The sequence below is a fragment of the Streptomyces anulatus genome (assembly GCF_000721175.1).
Classification (GTDB): Bacteria; Actinomycetota; Actinomycetes; order Streptomycetales; family Streptomycetaceae; genus Streptomyces; species Streptomyces anulatus_C.
This window is the reverse complement of sequence record NZ_JOEZ01000016.1, coordinates 35228-60221: the sequence shown is the minus strand read 5'-3', so window position 1 is coordinate 60221 and position 24994 is coordinate 35228. Positions and strand designations below refer to the sequence as shown.

16 protein-coding genes are annotated in these 24994 nt (G+C 70.8%); 1 reads left to right on the top strand and 15 read right to left on the bottom strand.

The genetic code is table 11. The annotated features are described in order from the left end of the window. Window positions 1–246 precede the first annotated feature (246 nt). The 14 genes from IG90_RS0118370 to IG90_RS0118305 all read right to left on the bottom strand — a co-directional run bounded on the left by IG90_RS0118370 (window position 247) and on the right by IG90_RS0118305 (window position 22332). A complete protein-coding gene (locus IG90_RS0118370; protein ID WP_030585330.1) occupies window positions 247–4500 on the bottom strand; it encodes an Rne/Rng family ribonuclease in 4254 nt (1417 codons plus the stop codon). Between the two features lie 228 nt (window positions 4501–4728). After that, window positions 4729–5511 carry a TIGR03936 family radical SAM-associated protein gene (locus tag IG90_RS0118365; protein ID WP_030585327.1) on the bottom strand — a complete coding sequence of 261 codons (783 nt, stop codon included), beginning with the start codon at window positions 5509–5511 and terminating at the stop codon, window positions 4729–4731. 122 nt (window positions 5512–5633) lie between these two features. After that, window positions 5634–6791 carry a hypothetical protein gene (locus IG90_RS0118360; protein ID WP_030585324.1) on the bottom strand — a complete coding sequence of 386 codons (1158 nt, stop codon included), beginning with the start codon at window positions 6789–6791 and terminating at the stop codon, window positions 5634–5636. 77 nt (window positions 6792–6868) lie between these two features. Next, complete coding sequence (locus IG90_RS0118355; RefSeq protein WP_030585321.1) at window positions 6869–8797, bottom strand: TIGR03960 family B12-binding radical SAM protein; 1929 nt, start codon at window positions 8795–8797, stop codon at window positions 6869–6871. 52 nt (window positions 8798–8849) lie between these two features. Then, window positions 8850–10370 (bottom strand): CYTH and CHAD domain-containing protein, encoded by a 1521-nt coding sequence (locus IG90_RS0118350; RefSeq protein ID WP_030585318.1) that lies wholly within the window; start codon window positions 10368–10370, stop codon window positions 8850–8852. A gap of 29 nt (window positions 10371–10399) precedes the next feature. Next, window positions 10400–11593, bottom strand: coding sequence for a rod shape-determining protein RodA (rodA, locus tag IG90_RS0118345; RefSeq protein WP_030585315.1), 1194 nt, complete (start codon window positions 11591–11593; stop codon window positions 10400–10402). Next, window positions 11593–13815 (bottom strand): penicillin-binding protein 2, encoded by a 2223-nt coding sequence (mrdA, locus tag IG90_RS0118340; protein WP_030585312.1) that lies wholly within the window; start codon window positions 13813–13815, stop codon window positions 11593–11595. The genes rodA and mrdA overlap by 1 nt, the downstream gene beginning before the upstream one ends. A 99-nt stretch (window positions 13816–13914) precedes the next feature. Further along, entirely contained in the window at window positions 13915–14580 is a 666-nt protein-coding gene (mreD, locus tag IG90_RS0118335) for a rod shape-determining protein MreD (RefSeq protein WP_030585309.1), read from the bottom strand. 11 nt (window positions 14581–14591) lie between these two features. Then, window positions 14592–15638 (bottom strand): rod shape-determining protein MreC, encoded by a 1047-nt coding sequence (gene mreC / locus IG90_RS0118330; protein WP_030585306.1) that lies wholly within the window; start codon window positions 15636–15638, stop codon window positions 14592–14594. 181 nt (window positions 15639–15819) lie between these two features. Next, window positions 15820–16839: a rod shape-determining protein gene (locus IG90_RS0118325; RefSeq protein ID WP_030585303.1), complete on the bottom strand. Its 1020-nt coding sequence runs from the start codon at window positions 16837–16839 to the stop codon at window positions 15820–15822. A 288-nt stretch (window positions 16840–17127) separates the two neighbouring features. Further along, a complete protein-coding gene (ndk, locus tag IG90_RS0118320; protein ID WP_030077767.1) occupies window positions 17128–17541 on the bottom strand; it encodes a nucleoside-diphosphate kinase in 414 nt (137 codons plus the stop codon). A 149-nt stretch (window positions 17542–17690) separates the two neighbouring features. Next, window positions 17691–18044, bottom strand: a complete 354-nt coding sequence (locus IG90_RS0118315; RefSeq protein WP_030585300.1) for a DUF4233 domain-containing protein — start codon at window positions 18042–18044, stop codon at window positions 17691–17693. A 7-nt stretch (window positions 18045–18051) separates the two neighbouring features. Further along, window positions 18052–19575 carry a bifunctional tetrahydrofolate synthase/dihydrofolate synthase gene (gene folC, locus IG90_RS0118310; protein ID WP_030585298.1) on the bottom strand — a complete coding sequence of 508 codons (1524 nt, stop codon included), beginning with the start codon at window positions 19573–19575 and terminating at the stop codon, window positions 18052–18054. A gap of 135 nt (window positions 19576–19710) precedes the next feature. After that, window positions 19711–22332, bottom strand: coding sequence for a valine--tRNA ligase (locus IG90_RS0118305; protein WP_030585295.1), 2622 nt, complete (start codon window positions 22330–22332; stop codon window positions 19711–19713). Between the two features lie 138 nt (window positions 22333–22470). On the opposite strand from IG90_RS0118305, the gene IG90_RS0118300 reads away from it, so the two are divergent. After that, window positions 22471–23487, top strand: coding sequence for a hypothetical protein (locus tag IG90_RS0118300; RefSeq protein WP_030585292.1), 1017 nt, complete (start codon window positions 22471–22473; stop codon window positions 23485–23487). A gap of 73 nt (window positions 23488–23560) precedes the next feature. On the opposite strand, the gene clpX is transcribed toward IG90_RS0118300, so the two are convergent. Beyond that, entirely contained in the window at window positions 23561–24859 is a 1299-nt protein-coding gene (clpX, locus tag IG90_RS0118295) for an ATP-dependent Clp protease ATP-binding subunit ClpX (RefSeq protein WP_007448932.1), read from the bottom strand. Between the last annotated feature and the right edge of the window lie 135 nt (window positions 24860–24994).

The window sequence follows — 24994 nt, the reverse complement described above, 5'->3', positions numbered from 1 at the left end:
GCGCGATGCCGACGCCCTGCCGAGGAATCCGGGCCCGGTCGGTATCTTCGCCGGGCCTTGTCACCACCCGTAGTTTCCGTGAAGAACGCTCACACGCATGGCAACCGTCGTCACATTATCAGGGATTTCTTGACCCATTTCGGGCTCGTTAACCACCTCCTGCATCAGTTCTGAAACAAAGCAGGTGTCCCGCTCCGACGTGCTCGGAGCGGGACACCTGAAGATGAACAACCGGTTACGGATTCATCAGCTTGCCGACGGCTCACCCTCCGCGGAAGACGCGGAAGCCGTTACGGACGGCGACGACTGCTCGGCGGCGACGGTCTTCTTCGTCGCCTTCTTCGCGGCCGTCTTCGCCGTCGTCTTCTTGGCGGCGGTCTTCTTCGCGACGGTCTTCTTGGCCGCCGCCTTCTTTGCCGGGGCCTTCTTGGCGGCGGTCTTGCGGGCCGTCTTCTTCGCCGGGGCCGGTTCCGCGGATTCGGATGCGGATCCCGACGTTCCGGATTCCGTGACCGCCTCGGCTGCCTGACCGTCGGATTCCGGGGCCTTCTCCTCGGGCGCCGAAACGACCACGACGACCTCGGCGTCGTCCGACCCGGTGGGCGAGCCCGCCGGAGCGGTGGCCTTGCGGGTCGCCCGGCGCCGGGCACGCGGCGGAGCGGCCACGGGGGCCTCGGCCTCGGGGGCCTTCTCCTCCGGGACCTCGGGGGCCGGCGTCTCGGCGGCGGGCGCCTCGACGACCGGGTCCTCGACCGCGACCGGGTCCGTGGTGGGCTCGGCCGACGGGACCGGCTCCGCGGCCTCGGCCTGCTTCGGCGAACCCGCCGGGGCGGTCGCCTTACGGGTGGCCCGACGGCGCGTACGCCCCTGGGGTGCGGCCTCGACCGAAGCCTCCGGGGCCTCCGCGACCGGAACCTCGGCGAGTGCGTCCACGGCCGGCTCGGGCCGGGCCTCGGCGACGGTGGTCTCGACGGCCGGGGCGGGCGCCTCGGCCTTCGGGGCGCCGGCCGGGGCCGACGCCTTGCGGGAGGCCCGACGGCGGCCACGGCCGCGCGTGGCGGCCGCCTCGGCCTCGGCGGGGCTGCTGTAGAACTCCTCGTCAGCGGCCGGCTCCAGGTCCGCCAGGGACACCGGGGCGGCGACCTCGGCGGCCAGCTCTGCCTCGGACTCGGTCTCGCCGGGCTCGGCCGCGTGCTCGTCGTGGCCGTGGTCCTGCTCGTGACCGTGCTCGTGGTCCTGGCCCGCGCCGCCGCGGCCGCGCTTCTTGGACTTCTTGCCGCCACCACCGCCGCCGACGGAGGTCGGCTGCTCCATGTGGACGATGACGCCACGCCCGTTGCAGTGGACGCAGGTCTCGGAGAAGGACTCCAGCAGACCCTGACCCACCCGCTTGCGGGTCATCTGGACCAGGCCCAGCGAGGTGACCTCGGCGACCTGGTGCTTGGTGCGGTCGCGGCCCAGGCACTCCAGCAGACGCCGCAGCACCAGGTCCCGGTTGGACTCCAGCACCATGTCGATGAAGTCGACGACGACGATGCCGCCGAGGTCGCGCAGCCGCAGCTGGCGCACGATCTCCTCGGCCGCCTCCAGGTTGTTCCTGGTGACGGTCTCCTCCAGGTTGCCGCCCTGGCCGGTGAACTTGCCGGTGTTGACGTCGACGACGATCATCGCCTCGGTCTTGTCGATCACCAGCGAACCGCCGCTGGGCAGGTAGACCTTGCGGTCCAGCGCCTTCATCAGCTGCTCGTCGATGCGGTACGTCGCGAAGACGTCCACCTCGGAGGTCCAGCGGGAGAGCCGCTCCGTCAGGTCGGGTGCGACGTGCGAGACGTAACCGTGGATGGTCTCCCACGCCTCGTCGCCGCTGACGATGACCTTGGAGAAGTCCTCGTTGAAGATGTCGCGGACGACCCGGACGGTCATGTCCGGCTCGCCGTAGAGCAGCGTCGGCGCGTTGGAGCCGCTGGTGCCCTTCGCCTTCTTCTGGATGTCCTCCCACTGGCCCTGGAGCCGCTCGACGTCACGACGCAGCTCGTCCTCGCTCGCGCCCTCGGCGGCGGTGCGCACGATGACGCCCGCGTCCTCGGGGACGATCTTCTTGAGGATGGTCTTGAGGCGGGAGCGCTCGGTGTCGGGCAGCTTGCGGCTGATCCCGGTCATCGAACCCTCGGGCACGTAGACGAGGTAGCGGCCCGGCAGCGAGACCTGGCTGGTCAGACGCGCACCCTTGTGGCCGATCGGGTCCTTGGTCACCTGGACCAGGACCGACTGGCCGGACTTGAGCGCGGTCTCGATGCGGCGCGGCCCGTGGGCCATGCCGAGCGCCTCGAAGTTGACCTCACCGGCGTACAGGACGGCGTTGCGGCCCTTGCCGATGTCGACGAAGGCGGCCTCCATGGACGGCAGCACGTTCTGGACCTTGCCCAGGTAGACGTTGCCGACGTAGCTGGTGGCCTGCTCCTTGTTGACGTAGTGCTCGACGAGCACGTTGTCCTCGAGGACGCCGATCTGGGTGCGCTCGCCGCTCTGGCGGACGACCATCACACGCTCGACGGCCTCGCGGCGGGCGAGGAACTCCGCCTCGGTGATGATCGGGACCCGGCGGCGGCCCTGCTCGCGGCCCTCGCGGCGGCGCTGCTTCTTGGCCTCCATTCGGGTCGAGCCCTTGATGGACTGGACCTCGTCGAAGCCGGTGCCCGGCTCGCGCTCCTCCTTCTTGCGGGGCTCGCGAACCTTGACGACCGTACGCTCCGGGTCGTCGGTGGTGCCGTGGTCGGCCTCGGCGGAGGCGTCACCGCTGCGGCGACGGCGACGGCGGCGACGGCGGCTGCTGCTCGACCCGGAGGCCGAGGAGTCGTCGTCCTCGTCGTTGTCGTCGGCGTCCTGAACCCGGTCCTCCTCGTCCTCGGAGCGGGGCTCCTCGGCACGGGACGGCGCGGGCGCGTCCTCGGCGCTCTGCTCGTCGTCCACGTCGTTGGCCTCGCCACGGCGGCGGCGACGGCCACCACGACGGCGACGGCGCGAGGGGCGGTCGCCGTACTCGTCGGTGTCCTCGCCCTCGTGCTCGTCCGCCTCGGCCTCGGGGGCCTCGTCGGCGGGCTGCTCGGCGGGCGCCGCCACCGGGGCGGCGGGCTCGGCGGCCTGCTGCTCGGCCTCGGCGGCCTCACCACGGCGGCGGCGACGGCGGCGCGAACCGCCCTGCGGCGCGGCCTCGGCGGGCGCGGCGCTCCGCTCGGCCTCGGTGGTCTGCTGCTCCTCGACCTCGTCGGCCTCGTCGTACGGCGAGGCCGAACCGGCCGCGGCAGCGGCGGCGGCCGCGGTCTCGGGTGTCTGGAACATCGGCTCGGCGAAGACCGGGGCCTGGAAGACGGCGACAGCGGGGCGCGTCGCGCGCCGGCCCCTGCGGGTCGGCTCCTCGGGCTTCGTGGTGAATTCGGGGCGACCGGCGGCGGTGGCCCGGCGGCGCTGGCGTCCGCGCGGGGCGGCCTCCTCGACCTCCTCCACCTCGGCGGCGAGCTCCTCGGCGACGGCGGCGGGCAGGCTCTCCCCGGCCTCGACGGGCTCCTCGGCGTTCTCGACCGGCTCGGCGGCGGCCTGCGGCGAACCGGCCGGCGCGGACGCCTTGCGGGAAGCGCGGCGGCGGGTGCGCGGGGCGGGGGTCTCCTCCGCGGCCTCCGCCTCGGCGCCGGGGGCCTCGGCGACCGGCGCCGGCTCGGTCACCGGCTCGGCGACGGGCGCGGCGGCCTGGGGCGCACCGGCCGGGGCGGAGGCACGGCGGCGGGCACGGCCGCGAGGGGCCTCCGCGGGCTCCGGCTCGGCGGCGGGCTCGGGCGCGACAGCGGGCACGGCGGGCTCGGCCGCGACCACGACGGCAGCCTCCGCGGCCGGCGGGGCGCCCGCGGGGGCGGTGGCTTTACGGGAAGCGCGACGGCGTCGGGGCGCGGGGGCCTCTTCGGGGATCTCCACGGCGACCACGGTCTCTTCCTCGGGGTCGCCGGCCTCGGGGTCGAGGTCGGCGACGGGCTCGGCCGCGGTCTCGACGACCGGGGCGGGGGCCTCGGCGGTCTCCGGCGCACCGGCCGGAGCGGTCGCCTTGCGGACCGCGCGGCGACGGGTGCGCGGCGCGGGTGCGGCGGGCTCCTCCTGGGCGGCGGCCGGCGCGGGGGCCTCCGCGACCGCGGCGGGCTGCTCGGCGGCCGGGGTGCCCTCCACCGGCTCCGGGGCGCCGGCGGGTGCGGTGGCCTTACGCACGGCGCGGCGGCGCGTACGCGCGGGCGGGGCGGTCTCGGCGACGGTCTCGCCGGGCGTGTCGTCCGCGGCCGGGGCGGCGGACCCGTCGGCCGGTATGGCCGGCGTGACGTCCTCGGCGGGGGCCACGGCTCCGCCGGGCGGGCCCGCCGGGCGGGAAGCGGCGCGGCGCCTGCGGCGCGGCGGCAGCTTGTCGCCGGGGGTGTTCTCTTCGTTGTTCCCGGTCGTGCCGGGTTCGTTCGGCTGAGGCATGCGGGCGGTTCTCCCGTCGTGCTCCCGGGCGCCGCGTCTGATTCCGGTCCGGCACGGTCCGCTGTGGTGCGATACCGCCGTCCGGGGCGCGGGCGCCGCACGGGAACTGATGTCTGGCTCGCCGGTTCCGTATGCGGTGTGCGTACGGCCTGGCGAAAGTCTTGTGGGTCAGTGCGCGGCCCGACCCAGGTGGCTCCCGAGTCGGAGGGCTGCGCTACGACGACCGCCTTACGCGGAACCTGCACCTTCCGGCACCGTCGCGACGGCTGCCCCGGCGACCGCGGAATCTGCGGTCGGGGCGGCCTCGCGGTCAGGCGCGAGCGGGTCGGTCACCGTGCCGGACTCCTCGTCGAAGAGCCCCTGCGCCAGCCTTGTCACCGCAGCGGGGACAGGCGGCGCCAGGTCGGCCACAGCTCGGAGACCGGACAGGACGTCGTCGGGCCGCACGGCAGGTGTCACGTGCCGAACAACCAGGCGCAGTATCGCACAGGGCCGCTCGCCCGGCCTATCGGCCGGAGCGTCGACGACCCGCAGGTCGGCGACGGCGGCGCGGGCGTCGAACGTCCGGATGCCGTTCTTCGCCTTGCGCTGGACCTCTACGGTCTCGGCGTCGTCGAAGGCGGCCACGGCGGTGCGGACGTCCTCGGGGTCGACGCCGTCCAGGCGCATCTCCCAGACGGAGGCGGTGAGCCGTTCGGCGAGGCCCGAGGTGCGGGCCTCCACCGCGTCGATGATGTCGAGGCCGTCCGGCATCGACTCGTCGAGCAGTCCGCGCAGGACCTCGGGGTCCCGCGCCTCGGTGAGGGCGATCTCCAGGAACTCCGCCTCACTGCCCGTGCCGGTGGGTGCGGCGTTGGCGTAGGAGACCTTGGGGTGGGGGGTGAAGCCCGCCGAGTACGCCATCGGCACCTCGGAGCGGCGCAGTGCCCGCTCGAAGGCCCGCTGGAAGTCTCGGTGGCTGGTGAACCGGAGGCGGCCGCGCTTGGTGTAGCGCAAGCGGATGCGCTGCACTGCCGGTGCGGGCGGCGGGCCTTCGGGCTGTCGCTTGCCCAGTGGTTCTTCTCCTTGGTGCGGGGCGGGCGCGGTGGCGCGCCGCCCACGAAATTCGGGTGTCCCCCGGGTGCCGCTCCGGCTCACCCCCGCTTGACGAATTTCTCGCCGACCAGAGGGGTCTCGGACGCCTGCGCCGCGCTGGGGACAGTCGTTGTACTACCCAGAGTACGCGCAGGGACTCCCAGCGGTTCCCGGGACCGTGCGCCGTCCGTGCCACCGACCAGCGCCCGCCAGGCGTCGCGGCGGGCCTGGCGCACGGTTTCCCGGGCGGTCGCGAGGGCCCCTCGGGCGGCCCGGCCCGCCTCGGCGGCGGCACGCCGGGCCGGGGCCCATACGGAGTCGCGCACGAAGTGGCCGACGGGGACGCAGACGGTGCGGTACGCCCAGGAGACGGGTGCGCCGATCAGGTGCCACGCGAGCCAGGCGATGGCCCGGCCGACGGCCCGGGAGACGTACCCGGCGATCCGCCAGGCGACCTCCGACGCGGCGGCGATCTCCCGGCCGACCGGGGCGAGGATCAGGCGGTACGTCCAGGAGGCGGGGGCCACGAGCAGCGTCATCACCAGCCAGAGGGCAGCGATGCCCAGCCCGCGTCCGGTGGCCGCGATCCCCCGCCAGACCTGGCCGAGGACCCAGGCCGTGCCCTGCCACAACGTGCCCAGGGCCCACGCCGTGCCCCGCCACAGCTGACCCAGAGCCCAGGCCGTACCGAGGCCGAGCGGGGTGAGGACGTTCCCGTACAGCCACACCACCGGGACGACCAGGCCGTAGCGCACCACCGGGACGATCACGTGACGCCACAGGCCCGCGACCGGCCGGACGAGCAGCGTGGTGAGCAGCCACGCCAGGCCGGTTCCGAGACCGCGCGCGGCCGGGGCGAGCAGGGCGGTGCCGATCCAGCGCAGGCCGTGGCCCAGCGGTGTGAGCACCGAGGTGTACAGCCACCTCAGCGGAATCAGCACCAGGACGCCGATGAGCATCCCCACCATCCAGCCGATGCCGCTGAACAGCCACTCCAGGCTCCGCCCCAGCCCCCTGGCCAGTGCGGCGAGCCCGCGTGCGGCCGGGGGCAGCACGACCCGGTCGAAGGTGTGCCAGCCGGCGGCCAGGAGATCCCAGACCATGCGGACGGGCAGGACCAGGACGAGCACCACGACCCGCACCACGACCCTGACCAGCCTGTTCGGGGCGGTCTCGGGCGCGTACCGGTCCAGATGCTGGTGCTCTCCGTCGTCCATGTCGTGAAGGACGCGAAGACCCGGTCCGCAGTTGCCGGGACCGGGCCTCCGCGTCACCGCGCTCTCGCCGATGCGGGCTACTTGTTCACGACGCTGAGGGGCAGGAGCTTCTTGCCGGTCGGGCCGATCTGGATGTCCAGGTCGAGCTGCGGGCAGACACCGCAGTCGAAGCAGGGGGTCCAGCGGCAGTCCTCGACCTCGGTCTCGTCGAGTGCGTCCTGCCAGTCCTCCCAGAGCCAGTCCTTGTCCAGGCCGGAGTCGAGGTGGTCCCAGGGCAGGACCTCCTCGTAGGTGCGCTCGCGGGTGGTGTACCAGTCGACGTCGACCCCGAACTCGGGCAGCGTCTTCTCGGCGCAGTTCATCCAGAGGTCGTAGCTGAAGTGCTCGCGCCAGCCGTCGAAGCGGCCGCCGGACTCGTAGACCGCGCGGATGACGGAGCCGACGCGGCGGTCGCCGCGCGAGAGGAGGCCCTCGACGATGCCGGGCTTGCCGTCGTGGTAGCGGAAGCCGATGGAGCGGCCGTACTTCTTGTCGCCGCGGATCTTGTCCCGGAGCTTCTTCAGCCGGGCGTCGGTGTCCTCGGCGCTGAGCTGCGGGGCCCACTGGAAGGGGGTGTGCGGCTTGGGGACGAAGCCGCCGATGGAGACGGTGCAGCGGATGTCGTTCTGGCCGGAGACCTCGCGGCCCTTGGCGATGACGTTGACCGCCATGTCGCCGATCTGCAGGACGTCCTCGTCGGTCTCGGTGGGCAGGCCGCACATGAAGTACAGCTTCACCTGGCGCCAGCCGTTGCCGTAAGCGGTGGCGACCGTGCGGATCAGGTCCTCCTCCGAGACCATCTTGTTGATGACCTTGCGCATGCGCTCGGAGCCGCCCTCGGGGGCGAAGGTGAGACCGGAGCGACGGCCGTTGCGGGTCAGCTCGTTGGCCAGGTCCACGTTGAACGCGTCGACGCGGGTCGAGGGCAGCGAGAGGCCGACCTTGTCCTCGGTGTAGCGGTCGGCGAGGCCCTTGGCGATGTCGCCGATCTCGCTGTGGTCGGCGGAGGAGAGCGAGAGGAGGCCGACCTCCTCGAAGCCGGTCGCCTTGAGACCCTTCTCGACCATCTCGCCGATGCCGGTGATGCTTCGCTCCCGCACGGGGCGCGTGATCATGCCGGCCTGGCAGAAACGGCAGCCGCGGGTGCAGCCGCGGAAGATCTCCACGGACATCCGCTCGTGCACGGTCTCCGCGAGCGGGACGAGGGGCTGCTTGGGGTAGGGCCACTCGTCGAGGTCCATCACCGTGTGCTTGGAGACGCGCCACGGCACACCGGACCGGTTGGGCACGACGCGGCCGATACGGCCGTCGGGGAGGTACTCGACGTCGTAGAAGCGCGGGACGTAGACGCCGCCGGTCTTCGACAGCCGGAAGAGCACCTCGTCGCGGCCGCCGGGGCGGCCCTCTGCCTTCCAGGCACGGATGATCTCGGTGATCTCCAGGACGGCCTGCTCGCCGTCGCCGACGACCGCGCAGTCGATGAAGTCCGCGATCGGCTCGGGGTTGAACGCGGCATGGCCGCCCGCGAGGACGATCGGGTGGTCCACCGTGCGGTCCTTGGACTCCAGCGGGATGCCCGCGAGGTCCAGGGCGGTGAGCATGTTGGTGTAGCCGAGCTCGGTGGAGAAGCTCAGCCCGAAGACGTCGAACGCGCCGACGGGGCGGTGGCTGTCCACGGTGAACTGCGGCACGTCGTGCTCGCGCATCAGCGCTTCGAGGTCGGGCCAGACGCTGTACGTGCGCTCGGCGAGGACGCCTTCGCGCTCGTTGAGCACCTCGTAAAGGATCATGACGCCCTGGTTGGGGAGTCCGACCTCGTAGGCGTCGGGGTACATGAGGGTCCAGCGGACGTCGCAGCTGTCCCACTCCTTGACGGTGGAGTTCAGCTCACCGCCGACGTACTGGATGGGCTTCTGCACATGCGGGAGCAGAGCTTCGAGCTGTGGGAAGACCGATGCGGCAGACATCTCGCGAACCTTCGTGAGCCGGCAGGGGTGACCATCCAGCGTACCCCGGTACTCAAGTCCTCAGATCCGCGCGCAGTCCGGAGTCGGAGGCGCGGGCCCAGACCTCGGGCAGTTCGCGCTCCAGGGCTTCGGCGGCGGCCTCCTCCTGTCCGTAGAGGAGTCCCCAGGTGAACGCGGTCTCCCCGGCCGCGTGCGACTGGATCGCGAGGGTGCGCAGGGCCTCGCGGGCGACGACGCTGTCCTGGTGGTCGCCCAGGAGGCTCTGCACGGCCTTCACGCGTTTGGTGAAGCGCTTGGCGGGCTTGCCGAGTGCGGGCCGGGCCGCCTCGCCCGCGTACCGGGCGCGCTTGGCGGCCTTGCGGGCCTCGTGCAGCGCGGTGTCGCGCTCCGGTCCGGGCGGCTGCCCGAGGGCGCGGTCGAGGCGGGTGGCGAGGCGGTCGTAGTCCTTCAGCACCGCCCGGGGCAGGGCTTTGTGCGGTGCGCGGCCGGCGGCTGGGAGCAGGGGCGGGTCGGCGCTCAACGCGTCGAGGGCGTCGAGGAGGTCCAGATACCGCTTCCCGTCGAGTACGTCGATGATCCTGCGGCGTGATCCGGTGCGGCGGGCGGCGGACCAGGCGCGGAGGCGGCCGCGCACCGGGCCGAGGGTCAGGGTGGCGGGCAGGGCCTCGACGCGGGTGCCGATCCGTTCGTCCAGGACTTCCTGGTCGCGGTCGAGGCCCAGTTCGGCGGCGAGCCACTTGAGCTCCGCGCCGAGGGGGTCGGTGATCTCGCGGTCGAGGAGCTTGCGGTGGGTCTTGAAGGTGCTGCGCAGCCGACGGGTGGCGACGCGCATCCTGTGCACGGAGTCGGGCAGGTCGCGGCGGACGGCGGGGTCGAGGTCGACGATCTTCCGGATCTGTTCGCGTACGTAGGCCAGGACGTGGTCGCCCGCGGTGTGGGGCCGCGCCGCCGCCTTCCCGCTCTGTGCGGGGGCCGTCTCGGCGAGGGCCCGGGCGAGCTTGGAGGCGGATTTCGCGGGGCGCACCCCGGCCTTGCGCAGCCGCTTCTCGACGGCGTCCAGGACGGCTGGGTCGCCGTCGTCGGCGAGCTCGACCTCGATCTCGGTCCAGGTGGCCGTGGCGCCGGTCCCCTCCCCCGCGAGCCGCTCGGCGCGCACCCGGTCGACGCTGACCTCGGCGAGGAGGGTGCCGTCGGCGGCGGTGAGGTGGTGGACGTCGCGGGCGGAGAGCAGCCGGACGACGGGGGCGATCTCCGCGTGGCGGACCCGGGAGCGCAGGAGGGCGGCCAGCGGGGGCGGCAGGGTGTCGGCGAGGGGCTCGTGGATCTCGTCCCGGATGCCGGTGGCGACGGGGAACTTCAGGTGCCACCCCTCGTCGGCCCCGCCGGTCCTGCGGCGCAGGGTGAGGGCGTCGGCGGCGAGGCGGAGATCGGCGGTGTCGTGGTAGACGGCGTCGAGCTCGGTCAGGCCGCGGTGGACCGTCCGGTCGACCCCGGCCGCCCGGGTCAGGTCGGGCAGCCGGGTGTCGTCGGTGGCTTCGTACTTCCGCTCGATCTCGCGCTTGGTGTCCGCCATGTAAGGACACCTACCCGCATGCGCCGGGTTCAGGCGGACATCGGCCGTTGCACCCTGATCGACTGGAGCAGCCCGATCGCCACCCAGACGGCGAACATCGAGGATCCTCCGTAGGAGACGAAGGGCAGGGGCAGCCCGGCGACCGGCATGATGCCGAGCGTCATGCCGATGTTCTCGAAGGACTGGAAGGCGAACCAGGCGATGATCCCGGCGGCGACGACCGTGCCGTACAGCTCGGTGGTCTCGCGGGCGATCCGGCAGGCGCGCCACAGGACGACGCCCAGGAGCAGGATGATCAGTCCCGCGCCGAGGAAGCCCAGCTCCTCGCCTGCGACGGTGAAGACGAAGTCGGTCTGCTGCTCGGGCACGAACTGGCCGGTGGTCTGGGTGCCTTCGAAGAGCCCGGTGCCGGTGAGTCCGCCGGAGCCGATCGCGATGCGGGCCTGGTTGGTGTTGTAGCCGACGCCCGCCGGGTCGAGCGCGGGGTTGGCGAAGGCGGCGAAGCGGGCGATCTGGTAGTCGTCGAGCAGGCCGAGCTGCCAGACGGAGACGGCCCCGGCCGCGCCCGCGCCGAGGAGGCCGAAGACCCAGCGGTTGGAGGCGCCGGAGGCCAGCAGGATACCGAGGACGATGACGGCCATGACCATCACCGAGCCGAGGTCCGGCATCAGCATGACGATGGCCATGGGGATGGCCGCGAGGCCCAGCGCCTTGGCGACGGTGCGGTGGTCGGGGTGGGTCTGGTCGCCCGCGTCCACGCGGGCCGCCAGCAGCATCGCCATCACGAGGATGATGGTGATCTTGGTGAACTCGGAGGGCTGGATCGAGAAGCCGGCGGGGAGCTTGATCCACGCGTGGGCGCCGTTGACCGTTGTGCCGAGCGGGGTGAGGACCGCCAGGACCAGCAGCACCGAGATGCCGTAGAGGACCGGGACGGCCCCGCGCAGCGTGCGGTGGCCGAGCCAGATCGTGCCGATCATCAGGGCGAGGCCGATGCCGGTGTTGAGGGCGTGCCTCAGGAGGAAGAAGTACGGGTCGCCCTGGGTGAGGTGGTCGCGGTTGCGGGTGGCGGACCACACGAGCAGCGAGCCGATGACCGAGAGCGCGAGCGCGGCCCCGAGCAGCGGCCAGTCCAGCCGCCGTACGAGGGAGTCGCGGGCGGTCAGCTTGGCCCAGGAGCCCTCGTCGGGGCCGTACCGGGAGACGGAGAATCCACCTGCCATTACGGCTGCCTCCCCGTCGACGCCGGCGATCCGGTGAGTCCGGGCTGTCCTCCGGGCGGTAGGGGCAACTGGGGTTCCTGTCCTCCCGGCTGCACCTCGGGCGTGACCGGGGTGGGGTCGTAGGGCTTGACCTTCGGCGCGTAGATCGAGCCGTCGGGCTGGATCTTCGGCAGCGCCTTCTGGGGCTTCGGCAGCAAGGCCCTCTCTTTGTCCTGGTTGCCCTCGGCGTCGAGGCCGTAGAGCGCGTCGTAGATCTTGCGGACGGCGGGCCCGGAGGAGCCGGAGCCGGTGCCGCCCTGGGAGATCGTCATGACGATCGTGTAGTCGTCGGTGTAGGTCGCGAACCACCCGGTGGTCTGCTTGCCGTACACCTGCGCGGTACCGGTCTTGGCGCGCATCGGGATCTTGTCCTGCGGCCAGCCGCCGAACCGCCAGGCGGCGGTGCCGCCCGGCTCGACCACCGAGCGCAGTCCCTTGTCGAGGTCCTTGATGGTCTGGGCGTCGACCGGCAGCTTGCCGCTGACCTTGGGCTTGATCTCCTGGATGTTCTTGCCGTCGGGGCTGATCACGGCCTTGCCGACGGTGGGCTCGTGGATGGTGCCGCCGTTGCTGATGGCGGCGTAGGCGGTGGCCATCTGGATGGGGGTGACGAGCACGTCACCCTGGCCGATCGCGTAGTTGATGCTGTCGTAGGCCTTGAGCTGGTTACCTTCGAGGCAGCTCTCGTACGCGATCTGCTGGACGTAGGTGCCGCCCTTCTTGCCCTCCTTGCACCAGGCGTCCTTGTTGGCCTTCCAGAAGTCCTGCTTCCACTGGCGGTCCGGGATGCGGCCCTTGACCTCGTTGGGCAGGTCGATGCCGGTCTCGGAGCCGAGCCCGAAGTCGCGGGCGGTGCGGTAGAACCAGTTCTTGGCGTCCTTCTTCGGCTTTATGCCGCCGTCCTTGGCCCACTCCTCGTGGCCGAGGCGGTAGAAGACGGTGTTGCAGGAGTACTTGAGCGCGTCCCCGAGGGTGATGGGGCCGTGCCCCTGGGACTCGAAGTTGGCGAAGGTCTGGCTGCCGAGGCTGTAGGAGCTGCTGCAGTTGTAGCGGTCGTTGAAGGCGTGGCCGCCGCGCACGGCGGCGCTCGCCGACACCACCTTGAAGATCGAGCCGGCGGGCGCCTGGCCCTGGATGCCCCGGTTGAGCAGCGGGTAGTTGGACTTCTTGCTGGTGAGCTTGGCGTACTCCTTGCCGGAGATGCCGCCGACCCAGGCGTTGGGGTCGTAGTCGGGCTGGGAGGCCATCGCCACGACGCGGCCCGTCTTCGACTCCATGACGACGACGGCGCCGGAGTCGGCCTCGTACTTCCGGCCGGTGATCTTGTCGGTCTCCTGGCGGACGGTCTTCATCGCCTGGGCGAGCTCGTACTCGGCCACCGCCTGGACGCGGGCGTCGAGGCTGGTGACGAGGCTGGAGCCGGACACCGCCGGGTCGTTCTCCGCCTCGCCCATGACACGGCCGAGGTTGTCGACCTCGTAACGGGTGACGCCCGCCTTGCCGCGCAGCTCCTTGTCGTACGTGCGCTCGAGGCCGGACCGGCCGACCTGGTCGGAGCGCAGGTAGGGCGACGGGCCGTCCAGCGCCTGCTGGATCTCCTCGTCGGTGACGGGCGAGAGGTAGCCGAGTACCTGTGCGGTCTTCGCCTTGCCGGGTGCGGCGTAGCGGCGTACGGCGGTGGGTTCGGCGGTGATGCCGGGGAAGTCCTCGGCGCGCTCGCGGATCTGGAGGGCCTGCTGGGTGGTGGCCTCGTCGGTGACCGGGATCGGCTGGTAGGGCGATCCGTTCCAGCAGGGCTGGGGGGTCTTGGAGTCGCAGAGGCGGACCTTGTCCCGGACGTCCTGGGTCTTCATGTCCAGGACGTCGGCGAGCCGGGTGAGGACGCCGACGCCGTCGTCCTTCATCTTCAGCAGCTCGGTGCGGCTGGCGGAGACGACGAGACGGGTCTCGTTGTCGGCGAGCGGCACGCCGCGGGCGTCGAGGATCGAGCCGCGCACGGCGGGCTGGACGACCTGCTGCACCCCGTTGCCCGCGGCTTCGGCGGTGTACTCGTCGCCGTTGCGGATCTGGATGTACCAGAGGCGGCCGCCGAGGGTGAGCAGCAGGGAGAAGACGAGGACCTGGATGACGATGAGCCGGATCTGGACCCGCTGGGTCCGCCCCGTCTCGGGAATGTTGCTCACGCGGTGCCCCCTGTGGTGGTCCTGCTGGGGGTACGGGGGTCGTCCCCCGGGAAATACAGCCTCACGGAGCGCTCCCGGCCTCCTCGGTCGCGTACGGCTTCACAGTCGTTTGACCCCCTTGATCCTGCCCGCGCGGGCGGCGCGGCTGCGGGCGGCCTTGACCCGCAGGCCGCCGCGCTGGTTGCCGATCCGCAGACCGGTGCCCGAGGAGAGCCAGCCGGCGGCGACGTCGTTGCCGCCGGAGGAGGCCTCGGCGAGCGGGTCGTTCTCGGTGCGTCTGGCCAACGCCATGATGAGCGGCACCGTGAAGGGCGCCAGCAGCAGGTCGTAGATCGCGGCCGTGAACAGCAGGCTGCCCAGACCCACATGGCGGGCGGAGGTGTCGCCGACGAGCGCGCCGACGCCCGCGTACAGCAGGGTCGAGCCGATCGCGGCGGCGACGACCACGGCCATCGGGGCGAAGGCCGACTTCAGCTGCCCGTTCTCCGGTCGGGCCAGGCCCGCGAGGTAGCCGATGACGCAGAGCACCAGGGCATAGCGCCCGGCGGCGTGGTCGGCGGGCGGGGCGAGGTCCGCGAGGAGGCCCGCGCCGAAGCCGATGAGGGAGCCGCTGACCGGCCCGTACACGAAGGCGAGTCCGAGGACGGTGAGGAGCAGCAGGTCGGGGACGGCCCCGGGGAGCTGGAGGCGGGCGAGGACGGAGACCTGGACGACGAGGGCGACGACGACCAGGGCGGTGGAGAGCAGAGTCCGGTTGATGCGCATGGGGATCAGCTCTACTCCTGGTCGTTGGCCGCGTTGTCGGGTTGGGCGTTGCCCTGCTGGTCGCCTGCCGCGTCACCGGCGGCGTCGCCCGGTTTCTCGTTGATGTTGCCGACGACCTTGCCGGAACCGTCCACCAGGTCGCCGTTGGGCTGGACCGTGACGGTGACCGTGGGGGTCGGCTTCGGCTTCGTCTTGACGGGCTGCTTGGGCAGGACCATGTCGCGCGGGTCCTCGCGGGGGGCCTGCACGACGACGCCGACGATGTCGAGCTTGGTGAACCCGACGTACGGCTTCACGTAGACGGTCCGGGTCAGTTCGCCGCCGGAGGGGTCGACGCGGACGACCTCGCCGACCGGGACGCCGGGTACGAAGGGCTTGTCCTTGCTGGAGCCGAAGGTGACCAGCCGGTCGCCGGCCTTCACCTTCGCCTTGCCGTTGAGGAACTGCACCGACAGCGGGCGCGAGCCCTGGCCGGTGGCGAAGCCGAGCTCGTCGGTCTTCTCCATCCGGGTGCCGACGGTGAAGTCGGGGTCGTTGGCGAGCAGGACCGTCGCGGTGCCGGGGCCGACGGTGGTGACCCGGCCGACCAGCCCCTCTCCGTTGAGGACGGTCATGTCGCGGCGGATGCCGTCGTCCGACCCGGCGTCGATGGTGATCGTCCAGGAGAAGCCCTGTGCCGCTCCTATGGCGATGACCTCGGCGCCCTTGATGCCGTACTGTCCGGCGCCCGCGTTCTTCAGCATGGCGTCGAGCTGGCGGACCCGGCTGTCGGTGCGGTCGTCGCTGCCGAGCTTGGCCTTCAGCGCGGCGTTCTCCTGCTCCAGGGTGGAGATCCGGTCGTGCCGGTTGCCGGAGTCCCGTACCGCGCCTATGGCGTTGCCCACCGGGTCGACCGCTGCCGCCACGCCGTTCTCGACCGGCCCGAAGACCGTGGCCGCGGCCTGCCTCGCGCCGTCGACCGGTGACTTCTCGCCGCCTCGGATATCCACCGTGATCAGGGCGAATGCGATGGCGATCAGCAGCACCAGGAGCAGCCGGCTCTCTCGTGTGTCCCTCACGTGCGGCGGCCGTGCCTTCCTCGTCGGAATGTTCGTGCCTGTGTATGTGTGGCTGTCCGTACGTCAGCACCTGCGTACGTCGGTACGTGTACAGCAACGATCTATATCAACGATCCGGCGGGCGGAGCCGCAGCGTCCGCGGTCCGCGCGCCGGATCGGGTGATGTTCTGCCGGACACGCCCTAGCGGCGGGGCTGGGCGTCCAGCACCTGCTGGAGCGCCTCGAACTCCTCGACGCACTTGCCGGAGCCGAGCGCCACCGAGTCCAGGGGGTCCTCGGCGATGTGGATCGGCATGCCCGTCTCGTGGCGCAGCCGCTCGTCCAGACCGCGCAGCAGCGCGCCGCCGCCGGTGAGGACGATGCCGCGGTCCATGATGTCGCCGGAGAGCTCGGGCGGGCACTTGTCGAGCGTCGTCTTCACGGCGTCGACGATCGCGTTGACCGGTTCCTCGATGGCCTTGCGGACCTCGGCGGCCGAGATGACAACCGTCTTGGGCAGTCCGGAGACCAGGTCGCGGCCGCGGATCTCGGTGTGCTCGTCCTTCTCCAGGTCGTACGCCGAACCGATGGTGATCTTGATCTGTTCGGCGGTCCGCTCACCGAGGAGGAGCGAGTACTCCTTCTTGATGTGCTGGATGATCGCGTTGTCCAGCTCGTCACCGGCGGTGCGGATCGACTGGGCGGTGACGATTCCGCCGAGCGAGATCACGGCGACCTCGGTGGTGCCGCCACCGATGTCGACGACCATGTTGCCGGTGGCCTCGTGGACCGGCAGGCCGGAGCCGATGGCCGCGGCCATGGGCTCCTCGATGATGTGCACCTGGCGCGCACCGGCCTGCGTGGACGCCTCGATGACGGCGCGGCGCTCGACCCCGGTGATACCGGAGGGCACGCAGACGACGACGCGGGGGCGGGCAAGATAGCGACGCTTGTGGATCTTGAGGATGAAGTAGCGGAGCATCCGCTCGGTGATCTCGAAGTCGGCGATCACGCCGTCCTTCAGGGGCCGCACGGCAACGATGTTGCCCGGCGTGCGCCCGATCATCTTCTTGGCCTCGGAGCCGACCGCCAGAATTCCGCCGGTGTTGGTGTTGATGGCCACGACGGACGGCTCGTTCAGGACGATGCCGCGCCCCCTGACGTACACCAGCGTGTTGGCAGTCCCGAGGTCGATAGCCATGTCACGGCCGATGAACGACATTGAGTTCCCCTTGTTCCCCATGAGGATGCGTCGGGCCTTCCCAAGAAGCGAAGATGGCTTGTTCTGGTAGGCGAGGTTGGCGCTGCGGGCGTGGAAGCTTCCATCGTAGTGCCGTATGCACGGACACAGCGCGAGGGTCCTTCGCCAATGTGAGCGGAACGGGTGCCCGTTCTACCCATGGTGACGTTACGTCGGAAGGATGCGTTCCCGCGATCCCAAACCCTATGCGGAGGGGCGACCGAATTACTTCGGTCGCCCCAGGCGTACAGCGCTGTTTGGCCGATCAGGTCAGGAAAGTCCCGGAAAGAAAAGCTTCAGTTCTCGCTCTGCGGACTCCTCGGAGTCCGAGGCGTGGATGAGGTTCTCGCGGGTGATCGTGCCGAAGTCACCACGGATGGACCCGGGCGCGGCGGCGATCGGGTCGGTGGGGCCGGCCAGGGTACGGATGCCCTCGATGACCCGCTCACCTTCGGCCACCAGGGCGACGACGGGGCCGGAGGCCATGAACTCCATGAGCGGCTCGTAGAACGGGCGGCCCTTGTGCTCGCCGTAGTGCTGCTCCAGCGTCTCGTGGTCCAGGGTGCGCAGCTCCAGCGCGGTGATCCGCCAGTCGGCCTTGCGCTCGATGCGGCCGACGATCTCGCCGATCAGGCCACGGCGGACCGCGTCGGGCTTGAGCAGGACGAGAGTGCGCTGAGTCATGTACGGCTCCTTGCAAGGCCAGGCATACGGGTGCGGTGAGGGCGAGATTACAGGGGTACGGAGACGGGTCCGCGCCCGGGTTCACCCAGGGTCACCTTCAGGGCCCCGGATTTCCGGGGCCCGGGCGGGCGAGCCGCGCGTGTCCGGCCTCAGGCCGTGGCTTCGCCGGCGTCCTGCTGGGCGGCCCAGTTGGCCTTGGCCTCGTCGATCTTGCGGCCGTAGTGGATCGAGGCCCACCACAGACCGCCGAAGGCCAGGCCGAGGATGAACATCATCGGGACCACGAAACCGCTGAGGACGAGTGCGACCTGGAGCGCCCAGCCCAACTGGACACCGCCGGGCCGGGTGATCATTCCGCACAGCAGCACGGACAGGGCCATGCCGATGCCACACACCGTCCAGACCACGGCCATGGAGGCGTCGTCCAGCTTCATCGCGACGAGACCGGCGAAGCCGATCACGAAGAACTCGCCGATCAGCGTCGAGGCGCAGAGCGTCCGCATCGGCGTCTCAGCCCCTTCCCAGCAGCAGCCGGGCTTCGCCGACCGTGATCACGGATCCGGTCACCAGCACCCCGGCGCCCGCGTACTCGTCGTCCTCCTCGGCCAGCGTGATCGCCGCCTCCAGCGCGTCGTCGAGACGCGGCTCGACCTGGACCCGGTCGTCGCCGAAGACCTCGACGGCGATCGCGGCCAGTTCGTCCACGTCCATCGCGCGGGCGGTGGAGTTCTGCGTGACGACGATCTCGGCGAAGATCGGCTCGAAGGCCTCCAGGAGCCCGCGGACGTCCTTGTCGCCGCTCGTGCCGACCACACCGATCAGCCGGGAGAAGCTGAACGCCTCGGAGACGCCGTCCGCCGCCGCCTTGGCTCCCGCCGGGTTGTGCGCGGCGTCCAGCACGACGGTCGGGCTGGAGCGCACGACCTCCAGGCGGCCGGGCGAGAGCACCGAGGCGAACGCCTTGCGGATCGCGTCGATATCGAGGGAGCGGGCCTGCTCGGCGCCGATGCCGAAGAACGCCTCGACCGCGGAGAGCGCGACGGCCGCGTTGTGCGCCTGGTGGGCCCCGTACAGCGGAAGGAAGATGCCCTCGTACTCGCCGCCCAGGCCCCGCAGGGTGAGCAACTGTCCGCCGACCGCGATCTCACGGGAGGTGACGCCGAACTCCATGCCCTCGCGGGCCACGGTGGCGTCCACCTCGACGGCCTTCTTCAGCATCACCTGCGCGGCGTCCACCGGCTGCTGCGCCAGGATGACCGTGGCGCCCTGCTTGATGACCCCGGCCTTCTCCCCGGCGATCTCGGCGGGCGTGGTGCCGAGCCGGTCGGTGTGGTCCAGCGAGATGGGGGTGACGACGGCGACCGTGGAGTCGATGACGTTGGTGGCGTCCCAGGTGCCGCCCATGCCGACCTCGACGACCGCCACGTCGACGGGCGCGTCGGCGAAGGCCGCGTACGCCATGCCGGTGAGGACCTCGAAGAAGGAGAGCCGGTAGGGCTGCTGGCCGTCGACCATCTCGACGTACGGCTTGATGTCCTCGTACGTCTCGATGAAGCGCTCGGGCTCGATCGGGGAGCCGTCGAGGCTGATCCGCTCGGTGATCGACTGGACGTGCGGGGAGGTGTAGCGGCCGGTGCGCAGCTCGAAGGCGTTGAGCAGGGCCTCGATCATGCGGGCCGTGCTGGTCTTGCCGTTGGTGCCGGTGATGTGGATGGAGGGGTAGGCGCGCTGCGGCTCGCCGAGGAGGTCCATCAGCGCGGCGATGCGCGCGACGGACGGCTCCAGCTTGGTCTCGCCCCAGCGTCCGGCGAGCTCCTGCTCCACCGCGCGCAGCGCCTCGTCGGTCTCGGGGTCGGCCGGGCGGGCCGGGACCACTTCACCCTGCGGGTGGCCCGAGTAGGTGCGCAGTGTGCGGCTCCCGGCCTCGATCACCGCCAGGTCGGGGTCGCGCTGGGTCGCCTCGTCGACGATCTCCTCGAAGGTGTCGTCGGGATCGGGCGCGTCGTGCCGGTCTGAAGGGCGGGGCTCACTCACGCGCCCAGTCTACGGATGGGCGCCGACATCGCGCGCAGCGCCCGGCACAGTGCGGACGGGCGGGACACGGAGGCCGTACGGCGAAGCCCCCGCGTCCCCGGTCGGTCGGGGTGCGGGGGCTTCGCTCTCACCCCATCAGCTCTGCGGCAGGCCCGCCAGCTGGGCGGAGATCCGCTCGATGTCGGCCTCGGCCTTGGAGAGCCGGCCGCGGATCTTGTCGACCACGTTGTCCGGGGCCTTGGCCAGGAAGGCTTCGTTGCCGAGCTTCCCGGTGGCCTGGGCCTTCTCCTTCTGCGCGGCCTCCAGGTCCTTCGTGAGGCGCTTGCGCTCGGCCGCCACGTCGATCGTGCCGGACAGGTCCAGGGCGACGGTGGCCCCGGCGACCGGGAGGGACGCGGTGGCCTGGAAGTCGTCCCCGGCGGGCTGGAGCCGGAGCAGCTGGCGGATGGCCGCCTCGTGCGGGGCGAGCTCCGTGCCGGTCAGGGTCAGCTGGGCCGGGACCTTCTGGCCGGGCTGGAGGCCCTGGTCGTTGCGGAAGCGGCGGACCTCGGTGACGACCTGCTGGACCAGCTCGATCTCCTTCTCGGCCGCGTCGTCGCGGAAGCCGGAGTCGCCCGGCCACTCGGCGATGACGATCGACTCACGCCCGGTGAGCGCGGTCCACAGCGCCTCCGTGACGAACGGGACGATCGGGTGGAGCAGCCGCAGCATCACGTCCAGGACCTCGCCGAGGACCCGGCCGGAGACCTCGGCCGGGCGGCCGCCCGCGAAGAACGTGGTCTTGGACAGCTCGACGTACCAGTCGAAGACCTCGTCCCACGCGAAGTGGCGCAGGGTCTCACTGATCTTGGCGAACTGAAAGTCGTCGTAGAACGCGTCGACGTCCGCGACGGTCTTGTTGAGGCGGGACAGGATCCAGCGGTCGGTGACCGACATCTCCTCGACCGGGGGCAGGTCGCCCTCGATGGTGGCGCCGTTCATCAGGGCGAAGCGGGTGGCGTTCCAGATCTTGTTGGAGAACTTCGCCGAGCCCTGGACCCACTCCTCGCCGATCGGGACGTCGGTGCCCGGGTTGGCGCCGCGCGCGAGGGTGAAGCGCAGGGCGTCGGAGCCGTACTTGTCCATCCAGTCCAGCGGGTTGACGACGTTGCCGAAGGACTTCGACATCTTCTTGCCGTGCTCGTCGCGGACCATGCCGTGCAGGACGATGGTGGAGAACGGCGGGACGCCGTCGTTGACGTACAGGCCGAACATCATCATCCGGGCGACCCAGAAGAAGAGGATGTCGTAGCCGGTGACCAGGACGGAGTTCGGGTAGAACTTCGCGAGGCTGTCGGTCCGTTCGGGCCAGCCGAGGGTGGAGAACGGCCACAGGCCGGAGGAGAACCAGGTGTCCAGAACATCGCTGTCCTGGGTCCAGCCCTCGCCGGTGGGCGCCTCGTCGTCGGGTCCGACGCAGACGACCTCGCCGTTCGGGCCGTACCAGACGGGGATGCGGTGGCCCCACCAGAGCTGGCGCGAGATCGTCCAGTCGTGGAGGTTGTCGACCCAGTCGAAGTACCGCTTCTCCATCTCCTGCGGGTGGATCTTGACGCTGCCGTCGCGGACCGCGTCGCCCGCGGCCTTGGCGAGCGGGGCGACCTTGACCCACCACTGGAGCGAGAGACGCGGCTCGATGGTGGTCTTGCAGCGGGAGCAGTGCCCGACGGAGTGGACGTAGGGCCGCTTCTCGGCGACGATCCGGCCCTCGGCGCGCAGGGCGGCGACGATGGCGGAGCGGGCCTCCAGCCGGTCCAGGCCCTGGAAGGGGCCGGGGACGGTGATGACGGCGCGCTCGTCCAGGACCGTGAGGAACGGCAGGTCGTGGCGCTTGCCGATCTCGAAGTCGTTCGGGTCGTGGGCGGGCGTCACCTTGACCGCGCCGGTGCCGAACTCGGGGTCGACGTGGTGGTCGGCGACGACGGGGATGGTGCGGTCGGTCAGCGGCAGGCTGATCTGCTTGCCGACCAGGTGCTTGTAGCGCTCGTCGTCGGGGTGGACGGCGACGGCGGTGTCACCGAGCATCGTCTCGGCGCGGGTGGTGGCGACGACGATGGTCTCGTCCCCGTCCCCGTACGTCATGGAGACGAGCTCGCCGTCGTCCTCCTGGTACTCGACCTCGATGTCGGAGATCGCGGTGAGACAGCGGGGGCACCAGTTGATGATGCGCTCGGCGCGATAGATCAGCCCGTCGTCGTACATCTGCTTGAAGACAGTCTGGACGGCCTTGGACAGGCCCTCGTCCATGGTGAAGCGCTCACGGGACCAGGCGACGCCCTCGCCGAGGCGGCGCATCTGGCCGGAGATCTGGCCGCCGGACTCGTTCTTCCACTGCCAGACGCGCTCGACGAAGGCCTCGCGGCCCAGGTCGTGGCGGGACTTGCCCTCCTTGCCGAGCTCGCGCTCGACGACGTTCTGGGTGGCGATGCCGGCGTGGTCCATGCCCGGCTGGTACAGCGCCTCGTAGCCCTGCATCCGCTTCCGGCGGACGAGGGCGTCGATCAGCGTGTGCTCGAAGGCGTGGCCCAGGTGGAGCGACCCGGTGACGTTCGGCGGCGGGATGACGATGCTGTAGGGCGGCTTGTCGCTGTGCTCGTCGGCTTCGAAGTAACCACGCTCTACCCAGCGCTCGTACAGCTTCCCCTCTACATCGGCCGGCGCGTACTGGGTCGGCAGTTCGGGGTTGCTGGCTGGCTGCTGCGATGAGTTCTCGGTCACGGGAGACAGTTTAGGGCCGTCACAGGTCTGCACTGAAACGGATTGGTTCAGTAACGGTGTCCGACCCGATCCCCCATGTCAGGGCGGCTTCCGTCAGGATGTTCGCAACGCATGAGGAATTCTGGAGGGGACACCGCAATGAGCTACAACCAGCCGGGCCCGTACGGCGGGCAGCCGCCGCAGGGCCAGCCCGGACCGTACGGACAGCAGCCGGGCCCGTACGGAGCCCCGCCGCCCCAGGGCCCCCCGCAGGGCCAGCCCGGCTACGGTTACCCGCAGCAGGCCCCTCAGGGCGTCCCCCCGCAGCAGCCGAACCCGTACGGCCAGCCCCAGCAGCCGCCGCAGGGCTACGGCTACCCGCAGGCCCAGCAGCCGGGCCCGTACGGCCAGCAGCCGCCCACTCCGCCGTACGGCGGCCAGCCTCCGTACGGCGGCCAGCCACAGCAGCCGAAGAAGAAGACCGGTCTGATCATCGGTGTCGCCGTGGTGGCGCTGGCGGTCATCGCGGGCGGGGTGTACTTCCTGACCTCCGGCGGCAACAGTGACGTGGCGGACTCCACGAAGGGGTACAAGCTGACGCCTCCGGCGTCGGTGGAGGACTACAAGAAGGACACGTCCAAGCCCTCGCCGGCCGGCCCGGTGACCGGCGATGACAAGGCCGAGGCCGAGGCCATGGGCGTCAAGGACGCCAACAAGGCGGGGGCCCAGTACCAGAGCGGCAGCAAGGACAATCCCCTGGCGCAGAAGGTGCTCATCTTCGAGGGCGTCTGGGGCGAGATCTCGGATCCGGCGAAGACGCTCGACGGCGCGTTCGCCAAGGCCGAGAAGAACATGACGAAGGACACCGGGACCGGCACCGGCACCGGCAACAAGCCCTCCTGGGTGGGCAGCCCCAAGGAGTTCAAGCCGGACGGCTTCGACGGTGCGCTGATGAAGTGCCAGGACCTCAAGGTGGACACCGGCCAGCCCGACACCACCTCCGCGAAGGGGCCGAAGACGTTCACCATGCCGGTCTGCATCTGGGCCGACTACAGCACGGTCGGCATCGTCGCCGGTCTCGACGTCGCCTCGGCGCTGACCGAGAAGTCCGTGCCGCAGGAGGACATGGCCGACCTCGCCGCCAAGCTCTACAACACCTCCCGCACCAAGATCTGATCGCCCAACGCTGTAGGGGCGCCCACCGGTTCATACGGCGGGCGCCCCTACGGCGTGAGCAAGTCGTCAGCGGCTACGCCGACTTCTCGTGCCGGCCGCCGTCGTTCTTGCCGATCGTGCGCGGCTCGCGCGGGACCAGCGTCGGGTTGACGTTGTTGCGGACGACGTCCGGGGTGATGACGACGCGGGCGACGTCCTTGCGGGACGGGACCTCGTACATCACGGACTGGAGGACTTCCTCCATGATCGCCCGCAGACCGCGTGCGCCGGTCTGGCGCAGGATCGCCTGGTCGGCGATGGCCTCCAGCGCCTCGCGCTCGAAGTCCAGCTCCACACCGTCGAGTTCGAACAGCCGCTGGTACTGCTTGACCAGGGCGTTGCGCGGCTCGATGAGGATCTGGAGCAGGGCCTCGCGGTCCAGGTTGTGGACCGAGGTCAGCACGGGGAGGCGGCCGATGAACTCGGGGATCATCCCGAACTTCACCAGGTCCTCCGGCATGACCTCCTGGAACTGGTCGCTCGCCTGGATCTCCAGCTTGGAGCGGATCGTGGCGCCGAAGCCGATGCCCTTGGCGCCGGCCCGGGACTCGATGATCTTCTCCAGGCCCGAGAACGCGCCGCCCACGATGAACAGCACGTTCGTCGTGTCGATCTGGATGAACTCCTGGTGGGGGTGCTTGCGTCCGCCCTGCGGCGGCACGGAGGCGGTGGTGCCCTCCAGGATCTTCAGCAGGGCCTGCTGCACGCCCTCGCCGGAGACATCGCGGGTGATCGACGGGTTCTCGCTCTTGCGGGCGACCTTGTCGATCTCGTCGATGTAGATGATCCCGGTCTCGGCCTTCTTGACGTCGTAGTCGGCCGCCTGGATCAGCTTGAGCAGGATGTTCTCGACGTCCTCGCCGACATAGCCGGCCTCCGTCAGCGCCGTCGCGTCCGCGATGGCGAACGGGACGTTGAGCATGCGGGCCAGCGTCTGCGCGAGCAGCGTCTTACCGGAACCCGTGGGGCCCAGCAGGAGGATGTTCGACTTGGCGAGCTCGATCGCGTCCTCACGATTGGCACCGCCGCCGTTCTCCCCGGCCTGGACCCGCTTGTAGTGGTTGTACACCGCGACCGAGAGGGCCTTCTTCGCGGGCTCCTGCCCGACGACGTACCCCTCCAGGAACTCGTAGATCTCGCGGGGCTTGGGAAGCTCTTCCCAGCGCACCTCGCTCGTCTCCGCGAGCTCCTCCTCGATGATCTCGTTGCAGAGATCGATGCACTCGTCGCAGATGTACACACCGGGTCCCGCGATGAGCTTCTTCACCTGCTTCTGGCTCTTTCCGCAGAACGAGCACTTGAGCAGGTCGCCGCCATCACCGATGCGTGCCACGAGGTGCTTCCCCTTCGCCTGGGAGACGCCTGGTTCAGCGACTCCTGGTGCCTCTATCCGACGGTACCTTGCCTGGGCCCCCGTTCGGGCCCCCCTTGGCACGGTTCACACGGCCGTGGTCGTGCAAACGGAATG